General features: G+C 61.5%; 21 protein-coding genes. 4 read left to right on the top strand and 17 right to left on the bottom strand.

The window, feature by feature from the left end; genetic code table 11:
• Positions 1-46 precede the first annotated feature (46 nt).
• The 9 genes from EJD88_RS23760 to EJD88_RS23720 form a co-directional block, all read right to left on the bottom strand.
• On the bottom strand, positions 47-370 hold the full coding sequence (locus EJD88_RS23760; protein ID WP_016972961.1) for a DUF3392 domain-containing protein: 324 nt from the start codon (positions 368-370) through the stop codon (positions 47-49).
• Positions 371-387: 17 nt separating this feature from the next.
• On the bottom strand, positions 388-1,590 hold the full coding sequence (gene hemW / locus EJD88_RS23755; RefSeq protein WP_158879154.1) for a radical SAM family heme chaperone HemW: 1,203 nt from the start codon (positions 1,588-1,590) through the stop codon (positions 388-390).
• Entirely contained in the window at positions 1,587-2,183 is a 597-nt protein-coding gene (gene rdgB / locus EJD88_RS23750) for an RdgB/HAM1 family non-canonical purine NTP pyrophosphatase (protein ID WP_158879153.1), read from the bottom strand. The genes hemW and rdgB overlap by 4 nt, the downstream gene beginning before the upstream one ends.
• Positions 2,180-2,614, bottom strand: coding sequence for a DUF4426 domain-containing protein (locus EJD88_RS23745; protein WP_099585847.1), 435 nt, complete (start codon positions 2,612-2,614; stop codon positions 2,180-2,182). The genes rdgB and EJD88_RS23745 overlap by 4 nt, the downstream gene beginning before the upstream one ends.
• A gap of 21 nt (positions 2,615-2,635) precedes the next feature.
• Positions 2,636-3,256, bottom strand: coding sequence for a methionine biosynthesis protein MetW (metW, locus tag EJD88_RS23740; RefSeq protein ID WP_017735309.1), 621 nt, complete (start codon positions 3,254-3,256; stop codon positions 2,636-2,638).
• A 28-nt stretch (positions 3,257-3,284) separates the two neighbouring features.
• Entirely contained in the window at positions 3,285-4,427 is a 1,143-nt protein-coding gene (locus EJD88_RS23735; RefSeq protein WP_112192671.1) for a homoserine O-acetyltransferase, read from the bottom strand.
• Positions 4,428-4,545: 118 nt separating this feature from the next.
• Positions 4,546-5,136, bottom strand: coding sequence for a YggT family protein (locus EJD88_RS23730; RefSeq protein ID WP_099585845.1), 591 nt, complete (start codon positions 5,134-5,136; stop codon positions 4,546-4,548).
• 9 nt (positions 5,137-5,145) lie between these two features.
• Positions 5,146-5,964 carry a pyrroline-5-carboxylate reductase gene (gene proC / locus EJD88_RS23725; protein ID WP_158879152.1) on the bottom strand — a complete coding sequence of 273 codons (819 nt, stop codon included), beginning with the start codon at positions 5,962-5,964 and terminating at the stop codon, positions 5,146-5,148.
• A gap of 33 nt (positions 5,965-5,997) precedes the next feature.
• A complete protein-coding gene (locus tag EJD88_RS23720) occupies positions 5,998-6,684 on the bottom strand; it encodes a YggS family pyridoxal phosphate-dependent enzyme (RefSeq protein WP_112192669.1) in 687 nt (228 codons plus the stop codon).
• A gap of 57 nt (positions 6,685-6,741) precedes the next feature.
• Here EJD88_RS23720 and EJD88_RS23715 point away from each other — a divergent pair, with 57 nt between their 5' ends.
• Entirely contained in the window at positions 6,742-7,776 is a 1,035-nt protein-coding gene (locus EJD88_RS23715) for a type IV pilus twitching motility protein PilT (RefSeq protein ID WP_099585842.1), read from the top strand.
• 79 nt (positions 7,777-7,855) lie between these two features.
• Here the strand turns inward: EJD88_RS23715 and EJD88_RS23710 are convergent, their stop codons facing one another.
• Positions 7,856-8,494 carry a C40 family peptidase gene (locus EJD88_RS23710; RefSeq protein WP_122306612.1) on the bottom strand — a complete coding sequence of 213 codons (639 nt, stop codon included), beginning with the start codon at positions 8,492-8,494 and terminating at the stop codon, positions 7,856-7,858.
• Positions 8,495-8,744: 250 nt separating this feature from the next.
• On the opposite strand from EJD88_RS23710, the gene EJD88_RS23705 reads away from it, so the two are divergent.
• Positions 8,745-9,173 carry a TM2 domain-containing protein gene (locus tag EJD88_RS23705; protein ID WP_099585840.1) on the top strand — a complete coding sequence of 143 codons (429 nt, stop codon included), beginning with the start codon at positions 8,745-8,747 and terminating at the stop codon, positions 9,171-9,173.
• A gap of 116 nt (positions 9,174-9,289) precedes the next feature.
• Here the strand turns inward: EJD88_RS23705 and EJD88_RS23700 are convergent, their stop codons facing one another.
• The 7 genes from EJD88_RS23700 to gshB all read right to left on the bottom strand — a co-directional run bounded on the left by EJD88_RS23700 (position 9,290) and on the right by gshB (position 15,177).
• On the bottom strand, positions 9,290-10,561 hold the full coding sequence (locus EJD88_RS23700; RefSeq protein ID WP_099585839.1) for a dihydroorotase: 1,272 nt from the start codon (positions 10,559-10,561) through the stop codon (positions 9,290-9,292).
• Entirely contained in the window at positions 10,558-11,562 is a 1,005-nt protein-coding gene (locus tag EJD88_RS23695; protein WP_099585838.1) for an aspartate carbamoyltransferase catalytic subunit, read from the bottom strand. The genes EJD88_RS23700 and EJD88_RS23695 overlap by 4 nt, the downstream gene beginning before the upstream one ends.
• 24 nt (positions 11,563-11,586) lie before the next feature.
• The gene (gene pyrR, locus EJD88_RS23690) at positions 11,587-12,093 is read right to left on the bottom strand and encodes a bifunctional pyr operon transcriptional regulator/uracil phosphoribosyltransferase PyrR (protein WP_158879151.1); all 507 of its coding nucleotides are present in this window, start codon (positions 12,091-12,093) and stop codon (positions 11,587-11,589) included.
• 73 nt (positions 12,094-12,166) lie between these two features.
• A complete protein-coding gene (ruvX, locus tag EJD88_RS23685) occupies positions 12,167-12,604 on the bottom strand; it encodes a Holliday junction resolvase RuvX (protein WP_003176676.1) in 438 nt (145 codons plus the stop codon).
• Positions 12,604-13,173, bottom strand: a complete 570-nt coding sequence (locus EJD88_RS23680) for a YqgE/AlgH family protein (protein WP_099585836.1) — start codon at positions 13,171-13,173, stop codon at positions 12,604-12,606. The genes ruvX and EJD88_RS23680 overlap by 1 nt, the downstream gene beginning before the upstream one ends.
• A gap of 67 nt (positions 13,174-13,240) precedes the next feature.
• Positions 13,241-14,146 carry an energy transducer TonB gene (locus EJD88_RS23675; RefSeq protein ID WP_099585835.1) on the bottom strand — a complete coding sequence of 302 codons (906 nt, stop codon included), beginning with the start codon at positions 14,144-14,146 and terminating at the stop codon, positions 13,241-13,243.
• A gap of 77 nt (positions 14,147-14,223) precedes the next feature.
• Positions 14,224-15,177 carry a glutathione synthase gene (gene gshB / locus EJD88_RS23670; protein WP_099585834.1) on the bottom strand — a complete coding sequence of 318 codons (954 nt, stop codon included), beginning with the start codon at positions 15,175-15,177 and terminating at the stop codon, positions 14,224-14,226.
• A 238-nt stretch (positions 15,178-15,415) separates the two neighbouring features.
• On the opposite strand from gshB, the gene pilG reads away from it, so the two are divergent.
• Entirely contained in the window at positions 15,416-15,823 is a 408-nt protein-coding gene (gene pilG, locus EJD88_RS23665) for a twitching motility response regulator PilG (RefSeq protein WP_099585833.1), read from the top strand.
• Between the two features lie 46 nt (positions 15,824-15,869).
• The gene (gene pilH / locus EJD88_RS23660; protein ID WP_003176670.1) at positions 15,870-16,235 is read left to right on the top strand and encodes a twitching motility response regulator PilH; all 366 of its coding nucleotides are present in this window, start codon (positions 15,870-15,872) and stop codon (positions 16,233-16,235) included.
• The last annotated feature ends 10 nt before the right edge of the window (positions 16,236-16,245 follow it).

The raw sequence follows: 16,245 nt of genomic DNA, 5'->3' as shown, positions 1-16,245 counted from the left end.
AGGGGGCTTGCCCCCTCCCACATTTGGTTCTGTGTTGGGTTTGAGGTCAGCGGCGGTCTGCGACTACCCCAATCAACACCAGCACCACCACCAGCACCGGCGCCAGGCTGTAGTTATTGAACTGGCTCAACCCCCGCACAATCCACGGTGTGGCATAGATCAACGCCGCACCGCTGCCGATCATGCACACCAGTGCCATCAGCGGCACGCGCAAGGCGCCGGCGATGCTGCCCAGGCGTGCTTCGACCCAGCCCTTGATGTCGGCGCCGAACAGCACCAGCAAACAGCCCACAAGGGCCAGGGAGATTTCCGACAGGTTGCTGCGGCTCCAGCGGGATACGGTGGCGAGCAGGTCGAGTACCAAATCCATGTGACTTCCTTAGAGCGTCAGCTCAAAAACTTCTGCAACAGGTCATTGAGAAAGAGTTGCCCACGGTCGGTGGCCGCCAGGCGTGACGGTTCGACCTGCATTAAGCCACTTTGTTCTGCCTCGCGACGTGCCTCGTCGAGGCTTGCCAGGTCGAGGCCGGTGCGCTCGGCGTAGAGCTTGGCGTCGACGCCTTCGGTGAGGCGCAAGGCATTCATCAGGAATTCGAAGGGTAGCTCGTCGTTGGTCAGTTCCTTCGCGCCGGCCTGGAAGCTTTTGGCCGGGTTGAGGTAGTCCTTTGGCGCACGGGTTTTCCAGGTGCGCACAATGCGCCCGTCCGGGTGGCTGAGCTTGCCGTGGGCGCCGGCGCCGATGCCAATAAAGTCGCCGAAGCTCCAGTAATTCAGGTTATGTCGCGCCGGACGGCCCGGTTGGGCATAGGCCGATACTTCATATTGGGCGTAACCGTGTTCGGCCAGCAGCGCCTGGCCAGCTTCCTGGATGTCCCACAGGGTGTCGTCTTCCGGCAGCGCTGGCGGCTGGTTCCAGAACACGGTGTTGGGTTCCAGGGTCAGCTGGTACCAGGACAAATGCGTGGGTTTGAGCGCGATGGCCTGGCGCAGGTCGCCGAGGGCGTCGTCCAGGGACTGATCGGGCAAGCCGTGCATCAAGTCCAGGTTGAAGTTATCGAACCTGGCCTGGCGGGCCATACCGGCGGCGCGTACAGCTTCATCGCCATTGTGGATGCGGCCCAGGGCCTGGAGTTTTTCCTGCTGGAAGCTCTGGATGCCGATGGACAGGCGGTTGATCCCCAGCTTGCGGTACGCCACGAACTTCTCTTGTTCGAACGTGCCGGGGTTGGCTTCCAGGGTTATCTCGATATCGCCGGCAAACGCAATGCGCGCTTCTACACCTTTGAGCAGACGGCCCAGTGCTGCGGCGCTGAACAGGCTGGGCGTGCCGCCACCAAAGAAAATCGAGCTCAACTCCCGGCCATACACGGCGTGCAGGTCCTGGTCCAGGTCAGCCAGCAACGCGTCCACATACTCTTCTTCCGGCAGCACTTTGCTTGCGGTGTGGGAGTTGAAGTCGCAATACGGGCATTTGCGCACGCACCACGGGATGTGGATATACAGCGCCAGGGGCGGCAGCACAGGCAGGGCCGCCCGGGGTGTTTGCGCGCCGCCGTGGATCAGCGGCAGCGCAGGGGTGTCGTGGGTCATTTCAGGCTCAGGCGTTGGCGCAGCAAATCCATTGCGCGGGCGCGGTGGCTGATCTGGTTCTTGTCGGTCGGGCTCAGTTCGGCGCTGGAGACGTTGCGCTCCGGCACCCAGAACAGCGGGTCATAGCCAAAACCATGCTCACCGCTGGCCGCATGCAGGATGCGCCCGTGCCACAGGCCTTCGCACAGGATTGGCAACGGGTCGTCCGCGTGGCGTACCAGAGCCAGCACGCAGACGAACTGCGCACCGCGCATCGCGTCCGGCACGTCCTCGAGGGCGTCCAGCAGCTTGGCATTGTTGGCCGCGTCACCTTTGCCATCGGCGTAGCGCGCCGAATAAATGCCGGGTGCGCCGCCGAGGAAATCCACCGCCAGCCCCGAGTCATCCGCCAACGCCGGCAGGCCGGAAATACGTGCGGCATTCCGCGCTTTGAGGATGGCATTCTCGACGAACGACAAGCCGGTCTCTTCCGGCTCGACCTGGCTGAACTCGCCAATCGAGCGCAGTTGCACCGACTCGCCGAGCATGGCCTGGAGTTCTTTGAGTTTGCCGGCGTTATGGCTGGCCAGTACCAGTTGAGTAAGGTTCATCATTGCGCCGGAAACAGTTCCTGGTTGAACTGGAAGCTATGGGCTTTGCCGCCAGTTTCAACGTTGATGGTAAAGGTCTTGTATTCACGCTGGGTCACGGAGTAGGGCGCGAGGTAGCTGATTCCGCCTTTTTCTTCGATTTGCTTGAACGTGAGCATCTCGCTCTTGCCGCCCAGGTCCTTGATGGTGCCGGTCACTTGGGCCGCGACTGGGGCCACGCCCTTGATCACGGTCACATTGATCAAACCCTTCTCCTTGCTGCGCACCACGCCGGCTTTTTGGGCGGTTTCGGGTGGCAGGAAGCTTGAGGTGAAGGTGTTGTAGTGCACGGTGATATCACCGAAGTCTTTCTTGCGATTAGCGTCGATAGTGTCCGCAGCCATGGCATTGGCGCCCAGGCATGCGGTCAGTAGAAAAATAGCCAAGCGACTCATAAACGTCCCTCTCGAAAATGCTTAGACGGCAATTTTGTGGTCGGTCAGACCAGGGCTGCTGACCCGGTAGATACCGATTTCGCCCAACAGATTGGGCCATAGTTTACTCGCCCAGCCGTGGCGGTGCTGTTGATCGACGGCAAGGCGGTTGATCACCTTGGCTTCACGCTCGCCACACAGCGCTTCGAAGTCTTCGAAGGTGCAGAAGTGGATGTTCGGCGTGTTGTACCAGGTGTACGGCAGGAAATCCGACACCGGCATGCGACCCTTGGTCGCCAGGTACCAGCGGCAGCGCCAGTGGCCGAAGTTGGGGAAGGTGATGATGCACTGGCGACCCACGCGCAGCATTTCGTCGAGGATGCGGTCCGGGTAGTGCACTGCTTGCAGGGCCTGGGTCATCACCACGATGTCGAAACTGTTGCTGGCAAAGTTGCCCAGGCCCTTGTCCAGGTCCTGCTCGATCACGTTGATGCCCTTGGCCACGCATTGGGCGATGTTGTCTGGGTCGTTTTCCAAGCCGTAGCCGGTGACTTGCTTGTTGTCGCGCAGCCAGCTCAGCAGTTCGCCATCGCCGCAGCCCAGGTCGAGCACGCGGCTGCCGGCGGGGATCCAGTCTTGGATGATGTCCAGGTCGGCTCTCATGGCGTTCTCACCTCAAAGCGTAAGCAATTCATATAAGCGAAATGCGGTTCATGTAGTTGCTAAAAGCCTGCAAATAACGCGGGATCGGGATCAGGAAGGCGTCGTGGCCTTGCGGAGCATCGATCTCCAGGTAGCAGACGTCTTTGCGTGCGGCCATCAGCGCGTCCACCAGCTCACGGGAGCGCGCCGGCGAGAAGCGCCAGTCGGTGGTGAACGACATCACGCAGAACTTGGCCGTGGCGCCTTCGAAGGTTTTCGCCAGGTCGTCATCAAAGTTGGCGGCTGGGTCGAAGTAGTCCAAAGCCTTGGTCATCAGCAGGTAGGTGTTGGCGTCGAAACGCCCGGAGAACTCCTCGCCCTGATAACGCAGGTAGCTTTCCACCTGGAATTCGACGCTGTGGAAGTCGTAGTTGAGCTTCTCGCTTTTGAGACCACGGCCGAATTTCTCGCCCATGGAGTCGTCGGACAGGTAGGTGATATGCCCGACCATCCGCGCCAGCATCAGGCCGCGCTTGGGAATCACACCAGCTTCCTGGAACGAACCGCCGTGGAACTCGGGGTCGGTGAGGATTGCCTGGCGCGCCACTTCGTTGAAGGCGATGTTCTGTGCCGACAACTTGGGGGCCGAGGCAATGGCCAGGCAATGGCGCACGCGGTCTGGGTAAGTGATGGTCCATTGCAGCGCCTGCATACCGCCCAGGCTGCCACCGATCACGGCGGCCCATTGGCTGATGCCCAGCAGGTCGGCGAGACGCGCCTGGCTGTGCACCCAGTCTTCCACGGTGAGCACCGGGAAGTCGGCGCCGAACGGCTTGCCGGTTTCCGGGTTGAGGCTGCTGGGGCCGGTGGAGCCGTTGCAGCCGCCGAGGTTGTTCAGGCTGACCACAAAGAACTTGTTGGTGTCGATGGGCTTGCCGGGACCGATGCAGCTGTCCCACCAGCCGGGCTTGCGCTCGTCGGCACTGTGGAAACCCGCAGCATGGTGATGGCCGGACAAGGCGTGGCAGATCAGCACGGCGTTGCTCGCCGTGGCGTTCAGTTGGCCATAGGTTTCGTAGATCAGGTCGTAGGCGGGTAGCGAACGGCCGCAGGCCAAGGCCAGGGGTTCGCTGAAGTGCGCCACTTGGGGCACGACCAGTCCAACAGAATCGGGGGGGAAGGCAGCTGGCATCGACCCTGCTCTCGTTTAAATGAGGCGTAAGTCTAAAGACCGCTGCACCCAGCGGCAAGCAAAGGCCTGCGCGGTGCGAAATGAGGGAGGGAGCAAGTCCCTCCCACCTTTGTTCACATCAGATCAGCAAGCGCAGAATCTCTGGCATCCCGGTCATGGCCGCCAGGTTGTTGATCACTAGCATGTCCAGCAGCTTGAGCACCATGAACGCGAGGATCGGCGAGATATCCAGGCCGCCCAGGTTCGGCAGCAGACGGCGGAACGGCGCCAGGGCCGGCTCGCAGATCTGGTTGACCAGCTCGGCGCCAGGGTTGTGGCTGCCCGGGGCGACCCAGGACAGGATCACGCTGATGATCATCGCGAAGAAGAAAATCTTCAGGAACAGCGCGGTCACGCCGATGATTGCCCAGATCAGCAACTGTACGAAATTGCCGGTGGTGCCGTAGGTCAGCAGCAGGGTCAGCGCCATCAAGGCCAACTGCACCAGGATCGCCAGCACCAGCGAGGACATGTCCAGGCCGAACAGGCTCGGGATCACTCGGCGCAGCGGCTTGAGCAACGGCTGGGTGGCCTTGACGATGAACTGGCAGAGCGGGTTGTAGAAGTTGGCGCGTACCAGTTGCAGCACGAAACGCAACAGCACGATCAGCAGGTAAAGGCTGCCGAGGGTTTGCAGCACGTAGACGGCTGCGGTGTTCAAACCAATCATGTTGGCTCCTTAGTTGCCCAGTTGTTCGGCCATTTCGGCCGATCGGTGCGCAGCGGCACCCAGTGCTTTTTCCACCAGGGCTTCAAAGCCCCCGGCCTGGAACGATTCAATGGCGGCCTGCGTGGTGCCGCCTGGGGAGGTCACGCGGCGGCGCAGTTCGGCGGCATCCACATCGCTGGAGACGGCCATCTTCGCAGCGCCCAAGGCGGTTTGCTCGGACAGTTGCTCAGCGACTTCCCGTGGCAGGCCCAGTTTCACGCCAGCGGCGGTCATGGCTTCGATCAGCAGGAAGAAGTACGCCGGGCCGCTGCCGGAGACAGCGGTGACCGCGTCCAGTTGTTGTTCCTGTTCCAGCCACAGGGCAATGCCCACGGCTGACAGCAGCTCCTGGGCCTGGTCACGTTGCTCGGCACTGACCTCGGCAGTGGCGTACAAACCGCTCACGCCTTGGCGCAGCAGGGCCGGAGTGTTGGGCATACAGCGCACGATAGGCTGGGCACCGAGCCAGTTGTTCATGCTGGCGCAGGTAATGCCGGCGGCGATGGACACCACCAACTGATGCGGTTGCAGGTTCGGGCGCAGGCTTTCGCATACGGCCTTCATGGCCTGTGGCTTGACCGCCAGCACGATCACGTCGACGCCCTGGATGGCTTCGGCGTTGTCGGCGAAGGTGTCGATACCGTGCTCGGCGCTGACGCGCGCACGGGTGTCTTCGCCCGGATCGCTGGCGCGGATCTGCGCGGCGTCCAGGCCCTTGGCCCGCAGGCCACCGATCAGGCTGGCCGCCATGTTGCCGGCGCCGATAAAGGCAATACGCGTGTTGCTCATGACAGGTCCTTATTCAGAGGGAGGTCAGCCATTTCACGGCTGGCCGTAATCACGGGCGCCAAACAGTGCGGTACCGATCCGCACCCAGGTGGCGCCTTGGGCGATGGCCGACTCAAGGTCATGGCTCATGCCCATGGAAAGAGTGTCCAACGGCAGGTTCAAACTGGCTTGCAGGTCGCGAACGGTGGCGAATGCTGCATCTTGCTCAGCGCGATCTTCGGTCGGCTCGGGGATTGCCATCAGGCCGCGCAGCGTCAGGCGCGGCAGGGCGCTGATCGCATCGACCAGGGCCGGCAGGTCGGCGGGCGTACAGCCGGACTTGCTGGCTTCGCCACTGACATTGACCTGGATGCAGATATTCAGCGGTGGCAGGTCGGCCGGGCGTTGTTCGGACAGGCGTTGTGCAATTTTGAGGCGGTCCACGGAATGCACCCAAGCGAAGTTCTCGGCGATAGCGCGCGTCTTGTTCGATTGAATGGGGCCGATGAAGTGCCAACTCAAGGGCAGGTCGGTTAATTCGGCCTGTTTGCCCAAGGCTTCCTGCAGGTAGTTCTCGCCAAAGTCGCACATACCGGCGGCGTAGGCTTCACGCACGGCTTGGGCGGGTTTGGTCTTGCTCACGGCCAGCAGGTGGATGCTGCTTGCGTCACGTTGCACGGCGTCGGCTGCGGCGCGGATGCGCTGGCTAACCTGGCCGATGTTGTCTGCTATCGTCGACATTCAAGATGCGCCCGTGGATATGGAGTCCGCGGCATTCTACTGGAAATGGAAAGCCCTATGGATATCACTGAATTACTGGTGGCTGGCGTGCGCCGTGGCGCCTGCGACCTGCACCTGTCGGCTGGGCTGGCGCCCATGTTGCGAATCGATGGCGAAATCTGGCCGATGGATTGCCCGGTGCTTTCAGCTGTGCAAGTGGCGGATTTATTGAGCCCTTTGCTCAACCAATACCAACAAAAGGATTTCGAAACATCTCTTGAAACGGATTTTGCCTTCGAGCTGCCAGGCGTGGCGCGGTTCCGGGCGAATGTGTTCCAGCAGGATCGCGGCATGGGCGCGGTGTTTCGCACCATCCCGGCCGACGTCCAGAGCCTGGAAAGCCTGGGCCTGGGGGAAGTGTTCCAGCGGATCGCCCAATTGCCCCGTGGTCTTGTGCTGGTCACCGGGCCTACGGGCTCCGGCAAGTCCACCACTCTGGCCGCCATGATCGACTATCTCAACCAACACCGGCGCCAGCACATCCTCACGCTGGAAGACCCCATCGAATTTATCCACAGGCCGAAAACCGCGCTGATCAATCAGCGCCAGGTGCACCGCGACACCCACAGTTTTTCGGCGGCCCTGCGTTCGGCGCTGCGTGAAGACCCCGATGTGATTCTGGTGGGCGAATTGCGTGACCTGGAAACCATCCGCCTGGCGCTGACGGCGGCTGAGACCGGGCATCTGGTGTTTGGCACCCTGCACACCACCTCGGCGGCAAAGACCGTGGACAGGCTGGTGGACGTGTTCCCGGCCGGCGAAAAAGCCATGGTCCGCTCGATGCTGTCCGAGTCGTTGCAGGCGGTGGTATCCCAGGTACTGGTGAAAAAGCATGGCGGCGGGCGCGTGGCGGCCCATGAAATCATGCTGGGCACGCCGGCCATTCGTAACTTGATTCGTGAGGACAAGGTGGCGCAGATGGTCTCGGCGATTCAGACCGGTGGGGCGTTGGGGATGAAAACGCTGGATATGAGTTTGAAGGCGTTGGTCAGCGAAGGGCTGGTCAGCCGAGAGGATGCGCGGGAGAAGGCGAGGGTGCCTGGGGATATATAAGATCGGGAGACATAAGGAGATCCAAATGTGGGAGGGGGCAAGCCCCCTCCCACACTGATTACGGCATTTCAGCTGAAGATCAGCGCTGGACGACCCGCAGGTTGTTGTTCTGCTCTTTAGGCAGCACCCGCTTGGCAATCACGTAGTTCTTGTCCCAGAACGGCTTTTTCAGCGTGTCGATGCTCACCGACTTGCCACGGCGCGGTGCGTGGATAAAACGGTCGTTGCCCAGGTAGATGGCAACGTGGTTCACCTGGCGGCTCTTCAGTTTGAAGAACAGCAGGTCACCCGGTTTCAGGTCCTTGCGATCAACCTTCTGCCCGTGGCCGGCGGCCATGGCGTTGGAAGTGCGCGGCAGATCCACGGCGGCGACGTCGTTGAATGCATATTTCACCAGGCCGCTGCAGTCGAACCCTTTACTTGGGCTGCTGCCGCCCCAACGATAAGGTGTACCGAGCACGTTGACGGCACGGCTGAGGACGTTGCTGCTTTGCTTGGTGTTGGCTGCCACCAGGCCGGGAACTGCTTTACCGTGGGCCTTGCTCAGTTGGGTCGGGCGGCTGACGGTCGGCTTTGCCGATTTGGCAGTGCTTGGCGTGCTGTGGACTTTAGGGGTGAAACCGTTGACGTTTGGAAGTCGTTGCTCACGATTGGTGGCGTGGGCGGCCAATGGCATTAATAGGCAAATGGTTAGCCATGTCTTTAAAAATGGTCGCATCAGGCGTGGCTCTTATGGGTTTGCGCGCAACTTTATAACAGCTTTTTGTGTCGATCTCAGGCCGTTTGTCGACTGAACCTTGACGTCAAAATCAGGAAATACGCGACGAATTGCCGCAGTTGTCCTACACAAGTCAGGTGGCATAAGGCTTTCAGGGGTGGGACGATACCATTTGCCGTACGTCGGGCGCCCGTAAAAAAGTCACAAAGAAAATGAAAAAATTTATCTATCGAAGCAAAAGAGGTACGCCATGAACACCTATCAACAGGTTGGGCCGCGACAAGACACCCACAGCAAAGTGATCGGTTACCTGCTGTGGATTTTCGGGTTTACCGGCGCGCACCGCTTCTATTACGGTAAACCGGTAACCGGCACGATCTGGTTTCTTACCCTGGGTTTGCTGGGTATCGGCTGGCTGATCGACCTGTTCCTGATCCCTGCGATGGACCGTGAAGCCGACCTGCGTTTTACCGCCGGCCCCATCGAATACAACGTGGCCTGGATTCTGTTGACGTTTCTTGGCGTGTTTGGCGTGCACCGCATGTACCAGGGCAAATGGATCACGGGGCTGATCTACCTGCTGACGGGGGGCTTGTTCCTGGTGGGCGTGCTGTATGACTTCTGGACGTTGAATACCCAGGTTTCGATTCGCAATGCCGAGCGCAACGGCGGCCGCTGAATCTTTAGAGGCCTGCGCAGAACCCAGTGTGGGAGCGGGCTTGCCCGCGAATGCTGAATGTCAGTCGACATCTACATGACTGATACACCGCACTCGCGAGCGAGCCCCACCTTATTTTAGGCCTGGTAGCTGATCCGCCCATCCACCAAGGTATAACGCACCGTCGCCGGCAGGCTATGTCCGATGAACGGGCAGTTCTCACCCTTGGACAGCCAGTGTTCCCCGGCAATCGTGGAGCTGGCCGGGTCAAACAGCACCAGGTCCGCCGCCGCGCCCACCACCAACTTACCCGCCGGCAGGCGCAACGCCTCAGCCGGGCCGGCGCTCAGGCGTGCCAGCAGTGTCGGCAAATCCAGCAAGCCGTCTTCCACCAACGTCATCGCCAGCGGCAGCAACAGCTCAACGCTGCTGATACCCGGCTCGGTCGCACCAAACGGCGCCAGCTTGGCATCACGCTCGTGGGGCTGGTGGTGGCTGGAAATCGCCGAGACCACACCGGACTTCACCGCCGCGCGCAAACCTTCGCGATCGGCCAGGGTGCGCAGCGGCGGTTGCACGTGGTACAGGCTGGAGAAATCGATCAGTGCCTCATCCGTCAGGATCAGCTGATACAACGCCACATCCGCTGTCACCGGCAACCCACGGGCCTGCGCCTGGGCGATCAGGGCGACACCGCGTGCGGTGGTCAACTGGCTGAAATGCGCACGCACACCACTTTGCTCCACCAGCAGCAGGTCACGGGCCAGGGCCACGGTCTCGGCGGTTTCCGGGATGCCCGGCAGGCCGAGGAAACTGGCCACGGCGCCTTCATGGGCCAGGCCACCTTCGGCCAGGTCGCGGTCCTGGGAGTGGAAGATCACCGTCAGGTCGAAGGTGGCGGCGTATTCCAGGGCGCGGCATAGGGTGCGGGTGCTGCGGAAGCTCTCCAGGCCGTTGCCGAAGGCTACACACCCGGCGTCGCGCAGGGCGATCAGTTCGGCGAGTTGTTCGCCGTCCAGGCCTTTGCTCAGGGCGCCGATGGGGAACACCTTGCAATTGCCGGCTTCACGGGCGCGGTCGAGGATCAGCTCGGTCACGGCCGAGGTGTCCAGAACGGGCTTGGTGTGCGGCGGGCAGCACAGGCTGGTCACGCCACCGGCCGCAGCGGCGCGGGTTTCGCTGGCGATGCTGCCTTTACGGCTGTAGCCCGGCTCGCGCAGGGCGACGTTCAGGTCCACCAGCCCGGGCGCGGCCACCAGGCCTTTGGCGTCGATCGTCTCGCTGGGGCTGAAACCGCCGGGAGCGGCGCCAATGGCGATGATCTTGCCGGCCTCCAGATGAAGATCGGTGACTTGATCCAGGCCACTGGCCGGATCGATAACGCGAGCGCCAAGAATGCTGAGCTTCACTGGGCGTTCTCCTGCTCGAATTGACGTTGCGCGGTTTGTCCGCTCATGGCCATGGACAATACGGCCATGCGCACGGCGATGCCGTAGGTCACTTGGTTGAGAATCACCGACTGGCTGCCGTCGGCCACCGCCGACTCAATCTCCACCCCTCGGTTGATCGGGCCTGGGTGCATCACGATGGCGTCCGGCTTGGCGCCGGCCAGGCGTGCGGTGGTCAGGCCGAACAGGCGGTAGAACTCACCCTCGCTCGGCAGCAGGCCGCCGGACATGCGCTCGCGTTGCAGGCGCAGCATGATCACCACGTCGACATCCTTGAGGCCTTCGGCCATGTCGGTGTAGACCTTCACGCCGTATTGCTCGATGCCGATGGGCAGCAGGGTTTTTGGCGCGATCACGCGGATATCCGGGCAACCCAGGGTTTTCAGGGCCAGCATGTTCGAGCGTGCGACCCGCGAGTGCAGGATGTCGCCGACGATGGCCACCGAGAGGTTTTCAAAGCTGCCCTTGTGCCGACGGATGGTGAGCATGTCGAGCATGCCCTGGGTCGGGTGGGCGTGACGTCCGTCGCCGCCGTTGATGATCGCCACCTGGGGGCACACGTGCTCGGCGATAAAGTGCGCGGCGCCGGAGTCGCCGTGGCGCACCACGAACATGTCGGCGGCCATGGCTTCCAGGTTGCGCAGGGTGTCGAGCAGGGTTTCGCCCTTGCTCGCCGACGACGTGGACACGTTCAGCGTGATCACGTCGGCCGACAGCCGCTGGGCCGCCAGTTCAAAGGTGGTACGGGTGCGCGTGGAGTTCTCGAAGAACACGTTGCAGATGGTTTTGCCGCGCAGCAGCGGGACCTTCTTCACCGCCCGGCCACCGACTTCGAGAAACGAATCGGCCGTGTCGAGGATTTCGGTGAGCAGTTCGCGGGGCAAACCATCGAGGGACAAAAAGTGTTGCAACTGGCCCTGAGCATTGAGCTGCAGCGGGCGCTTGGCATCTAGAGGCGTCATCGCGGGGACTCTGTACAAGGCGGTTTAAAGGGCAAGGTCTTGCAGTTCGAGTTCGAGCGGCGTGGGACTGGACAATTTTACCCGCTGGTGGGCTTCCAGGGACAGCGTTGCGCCGACCACATCCGGGCTGATCGGCAACTCGCCGGCATCCAGGTCCAGCAGGCAGACCAGCGTGATACTGGCCGGGCGGCCGTAGTCGAACAGCTCGTTCATGGCGGCGCGGATGGTGCGGCCGCTCATCAGCACGTCGTCGATCAGCACCAGGTGCTGGCCTTCGATCTCGAACGGCAGGGCCGACGGGCGCACTTGTGGATGCAAGCCGTTCTGGCTGAAGTCATCGCGGTAAAAGGATACGTCCAGGGTGCCCAGGGGCGAATCGCTGCCCAGTGCTTCCAGCAGCGCCTGGGCCACCCACACGCCACCGGTGCGAATGCCGATGAAGCGCGGCTCGCTGATGCCACGGTGTTCCAGGTTAGCCTTGAGGCGTATTGCCATCTGGCTGATCAGTTCGGCGGGGTTCGGCAGGCTCATGGTGGCTCCTTCAAGGCCTTGCTGTAGGCAAGTTCCGGGCTCAAACGTAAGAAGACGCGGCAAGCCGCGTCAGTCAGGATTCAAATAACGCGGTGTTTTCATCCAGCCAGCCCTGCAACAGCAAGGCGGCGGCGATGGCGTCCACGGGGTTGTCGCGGTAGCTGCCTTTCTGCCCGCCACGGTCGCGGCGTTCACCCTTGGCTTCAAAGGTCGTCAGGCGTTCGTCGTGGGTATAGAAGGGAATGTTGTAGCGGCCGTTGAGGCGGCGGGCGAACTTTTCGGCGCGCAGGCACATGTCGCTGGGGGTGCCGTCCATATTCAGGGGCAAGCCGACCACTACCGCGTCGGGCTTCCACTCTTTAATGAGGGCTTCGACCTGGTTCCAGTCCGGTATGCCGTTCTGGGCCTTCAGGGTGCACAGCTCACGGGCCTGGCCGGTGATTACCTGGCCGACCGCTACGCCGATCTGTTTGGTGCCGTAGTCAAAGCCGAGGATCAGACGCAAGGCCATCAGGCGTGCCCCGCCTGGCTGGTCAGCAGGCTGAGGTTGACGCGCAGCTTGGCGGCGGCCGCTTCCAGGCGTAGTTCGCTGGCAGTGTTGAACAGAATGTCGGCATCAAACGGGCAGGTCAGCCAGGCATTGCTGGCCAGTTCGGCTTCCAGTTGCCCGGCTTCCCAGCCGGCGTAGCCCAGGGTGATCACACTTTGCTCGGGGCCTACGCCGTCGGCGATGGCGAACAACACGTCCTGGGAGGTGGACAGCGACACGCCGTCCAGGTCCACCGTGGCCTGGAACGTCGGCCCGGTCGGGTGCAGCACAAAGCCGCGATCCGTCTGTACCGGCCCGCCGATGTAGATCGGAACACCCTGGCAACGGGCCGGCGGATCGATCTCGGGGCGCAATTGCTCAAGGATATCGGCCAGGTTCAGCGCTTGGGGCCGATTCACCACCAACCCCATGGCACCCTTGGCCGTGTGCTCGACGATGTAGGTCAAGGTGTGCGCAAAGTTCGGGTCGGCCATATGGGGCATGGCGATCAGGAATTGGTGCTTGAGGTAGGTCGGGCTGACATTTTTCATGTCCGCTAGTGTGGCGTTGGAGGGGCGAACTGACAAGCTGGGGATGTGTCGCACAGGGCAATTGTCATCAATTGCTCGACAGCCGATCGCCCTTGGCAAACTTCCACGTGCGGATGATTTCCAGGCGGTCCACGTCGTTCAGGTCGCCGGTAAACGGCGCGAAAGGCGCAGCCAGGCGCACGATACGCTGTGCGGCCTGGTCCAGCAGCGGCTGGCCGGAGGACTCCAGCACCTGCACTTCATATAAGGTGCCATCGCGGTTGATCGACACTAATAGACGCAAATTGCCGTAAATCTGCTGGCGCCGTGCTTCTTCCGGGTAGTTGAGGTTGCCGATGCGCTCGACCTTCTTGCGCCACTCGTCCTTATACCAGGCGCCTTTGTCGCGCATGGTCGAGGCGGCATTCAGGCGGTAGATGCGTGGGCGCTTGGCGTACAACTGCTGTTCGTTGGCCAGTTCGGCTTCCAGGCTGGAGATTTCGTCGGACAGGGTCGAGCTGTCGAAAGTAGGCGCCGGCTTCACGGGCTCCGGCTGCGGCTCGGTCTTGGTCTTTTCGCGCTGGACCGGGGCTTTTTGTGGTTTGGGTGCGACGGTGGTCACCGTCGGCTTGGGTGTAGCCTGCTTGACCTCAGGCTTGGGCGAGGGAGGCGGCGTGACCTTATTGACCTTGTTGTCCTGGAACGGTGCCAGTTCGGTGGTCTTGGGGATGGCTTTCTTGTCGAGGGTGCCGCTGCCCTGTTGATTGTCCTGAGCCAGAAAGTCCGCTTTCTCAGGCTTCTTTTCACTCTTGAAGGTGGCGAGGGTGATTTCCAGGGTCTTGGTGATCTGCTTGGGCTCGACCATGGTGAAACCCACGCCGAGGAGCAAGGCCAAGTGAATCAAGGCGGCCAGGAACAGGGTAAATCCGAGCCGATCAGCCGGGCGCACGCCGCTATGGGAGAGTTCGGGGGGCAGATCGGACGGGAGTGTCATGACAAAAAAACCAACATCGCGCGTTTCACAGGTGGCGCATGATAACGCAATGTTGGTGCGTGTCCGGCTGTTCTATGTCACTTGGCTTGTAGCTTGCGCTCAATGGCGGCCATCAGCATTTCGCCGATGTTGGTGCCAAAGGCGTTGTCGATCTCGCGGATACAGGTCGGGCTGGTGACGTTGATTTCGGTGAGATTTTCACCAATCACGTCAAGGCCTACAAACAGTAAACCCTTTTCCCGCAGGGTCGGGCCGACTTGGGCTGCAATCCAACGGTCCTTGTCCGTCAGAGGGCGCGCTTCACCGCGACCACCGGCGGCCAGGTTGCCACGGGTCTCACCGGCTGCCGGGATACGCGCCAGGCAGTAGTCCACCGGTTCGCCGTCGATCATCAGGATGCGCTTGTCGCCGTCCTTGATCGCCGGAATGTAAGCCTGGCCCATGATCTGCTGAGTACCCAGCACGGTCAGGGTTTCCAGGATTACCGACAGGTTCGGGTCGCCGGCGCGGTGACGGAAGATCGACGTGCCGCCCATGCCGTCCAGCGGCTTGAGGATCACATCGCCATGTTTGGCGGCGAACTCACGCAGCACATCGGCGCGGCGGCTGACCACGGTCGGCGGTGTGCATTGCGGGAACAGCGTGGCGAACAGCTTTTCATTGCAGTCGCGCAGGCTCTGCGGCTTGTTGACGATCAGTACACCGGCGCGCTCGGCCTGCTCCAGCAGGTAAGTGGAGTAGACGAATTCCATGTCGAACGGCGGATCCTTGCGCATCAGGATCACGTCCAGATCGCTCAGCGGGCTGTCGATCTCGTCCGAAAGCTCGAACCATTTTTCCGGGTTGGCGAACACCTGCAGCGGGCGCATGCGTGCGCGGGCCTCGCCGTCGCCCTGGTACAGATCGCGCTGCTCCATATAAAACAGGGTCCAGCCGCGGGCCTGGGCGGCCAGGAGCATTGCCAGCGAGCTGTCCTTTTTATAGGAAATGCTGGCGATAGGGTCCATGACAATGCCGACGCGAACGCTCATGGGGGATTTCCTCTAGCAAATTGGGCGCATAAAAGTGGCGTCAGAGTGGCGCTGCGGCTGTTGTGGGTCAAGGAAAAACCACCTGGCGGGTGCCTCGATAGATTGCTCCCCGAGACTGTGCTAAAAAGACTGCCACGGCGCAGCAGCCCTTGAAATCCAAGGCCTGCGACGCTCATCCTGTGCAACATCAGGCAGTACACACCGAAAACCGATTCGCTGTGGCGATGGTAGAGCAGATATGGAACAGCATTCCAACGCCTTGAGAGTGATGGTGATCGACGATTCGAAAACGATCCGCCGCACCGCCGAGACGCTGTTGAAGCACTCGGGCTGCGAGGTCATTACGGCCCTCGACGGTTTCGATGCCCTGGCCCGGATTGTTGATCATCACCCGCACATTATCTTTGTCGACATCATGATGCCGCGCCTGGATGGCTATCAGACCTGCGCCCTGGTGAAGAACAACCCGGCGTTCAAGTCGATCCCGGTGATCATGCTGTCCTCCAAGGACGGCCTGTTCGACAAGGCCAAGGGGCGCATCGTGGGTGTCGATCAGTTTTTGACCAAGCCTTTCAGCAAGGAAGAACTGCTGGGTGCGATCAAGGCGTATGTGCCGGGGTTCGCCGCAGTAGAACAAGCACACTGACGCCGCCCCACAAGGGCCGGCGCCGACCAATGTAGTGGGGAAAACCATGGCACGTGTTCTGATCGTCGACGATTCGCCGACTGAAATGTACAAACTCACCGGCATGCTGGAAAAGCACGGCCATCAGGTCCTCAAGGCCGAAAACGGCGCCGACGGCGTAGCCCTGGCTCGCCAGGAAAAGCCCGATGCAGTACTGATGGACATCGTGATGCCGGGCCTCAATGGCTTCCAGGCCACGCGCCAGTTGTCCAAGGAGCCTGAAACCAACGCTATCCCGATCATCATCATTACCACCAAAGACCAGGAAACCGACAAGATCTGGGGCGCACGCCAGGGCGCCAAGGATTACCTGACCAAGCCGGTCGACGAAGAAACCCTGATCGCCACCCTGAACAAGGTGCTGGCCGGCTGACGGCACGCCA

The sequence above is a fragment of the Pseudomonas sp. PB105 genome, assembly GCF_009764655.1.
GTDB classification, from domain to species: Bacteria; Pseudomonadota; Gammaproteobacteria; order Pseudomonadales; family Pseudomonadaceae; genus Aquipseudomonas; species Aquipseudomonas cyclaminis.
The sequence above is the reverse complement of the archived record's forward strand: the minus strand, read 5'-3'. Positions and strand labels throughout refer to the sequence as shown.

Coding starts and splice junctions, on each gene's coding strand:
- EJD88_RS23695 (WP_099585838.1), bottom strand. CDS start 11,562: ATGACGCCTCTAGATGCCAAGCGCCCGCTGCAGCTCAATGCTCAGGGC.
- EJD88_RS23715 (WP_099585842.1), top strand. CDS start 6,742: ATGGATATCACTGAATTACTGGTGGCTGGCGTGCGCCGTGGCGCCTGC.
- gshB (WP_099585834.1), bottom strand. CDS start 15,177: ATGAGCGTTCGCGTCGGCATTGTCATGGACCCTATCGCCAGCATTTCC.
- EJD88_RS23675 (WP_099585835.1), bottom strand. CDS start 14,146: ATGACACTCCCGTCCGATCTGCCCCCCGAACTCTCCCATAGCGGCGTG.
- EJD88_RS23760 (WP_016972961.1), bottom strand. CDS start 370: ATGGATTTGGTACTCGACCTGCTCGCCACCGTATCCCGCTGGAGCCGC.
- ruvX (WP_003176676.1), bottom strand. CDS start 12,604: ATGGCCTTGCGTCTGATCCTCGGCTTTGACTACGGCACCAAACAGATC.
- EJD88_RS23705 (WP_099585840.1), top strand. CDS start 8,745: ATGAACACCTATCAACAGGTTGGGCCGCGACAAGACACCCACAGCAAA.
- EJD88_RS23730 (WP_099585845.1), bottom strand. CDS start 5,136: ATGATTGGTTTGAACACCGCAGCCGTCTACGTGCTGCAAACCCTCGGC.
- EJD88_RS23745 (WP_099585847.1), bottom strand. CDS start 2,614: ATGAGTCGCTTGGCTATTTTTCTACTGACCGCATGCCTGGGCGCCAAT.
- metW (WP_017735309.1), bottom strand. CDS start 3,256: ATGAGAGCCGACCTGGACATCATCCAAGACTGGATCCCCGCCGGCAGC.
- hemW (WP_158879154.1), bottom strand. CDS start 1,590: ATGACCCACGACACCCCTGCGCTGCCGCTGATCCACGGCGGCGCGCAA.
- EJD88_RS23720 (WP_112192669.1), bottom strand. CDS start 6,684: ATGTCGACGATAGCAGACAACATCGGCCAGGTTAGCCAGCGCATCCGC.
- EJD88_RS23680 (WP_099585836.1), bottom strand. CDS start 13,173: ATGAAAAATGTCAGCCCGACCTACCTCAAGCACCAATTCCTGATCGCC.
- EJD88_RS23710 (WP_122306612.1), bottom strand. CDS start 8,494: ATGCGACCATTTTTAAAGACATGGCTAACCATTTGCCTATTAATGCCA.
- pilG (WP_099585833.1), top strand. CDS start 15,416: ATGGAACAGCATTCCAACGCCTTGAGAGTGATGGTGATCGACGATTCG.
- pyrR (WP_158879151.1), bottom strand. CDS start 12,093: ATGAGCCTGCCGAACCCCGCCGAACTGATCAGCCAGATGGCAATACGC.
- proC (WP_158879152.1), bottom strand. CDS start 5,964: ATGAGCAACACGCGTATTGCCTTTATCGGCGCCGGCAACATGGCGGCC.
- pilH (WP_003176670.1), top strand. CDS start 15,870: ATGGCACGTGTTCTGATCGTCGACGATTCGCCGACTGAAATGTACAAA.
- EJD88_RS23735 (WP_112192671.1), bottom strand. CDS start 4,427: ATGCCAGCTGCCTTCCCCCCCGATTCTGTTGGACTGGTCGTGCCCCAA.
- rdgB (WP_158879153.1), bottom strand. CDS start 2,183: ATGATGAACCTTACTCAACTGGTACTGGCCAGCCATAACGCCGGCAAA.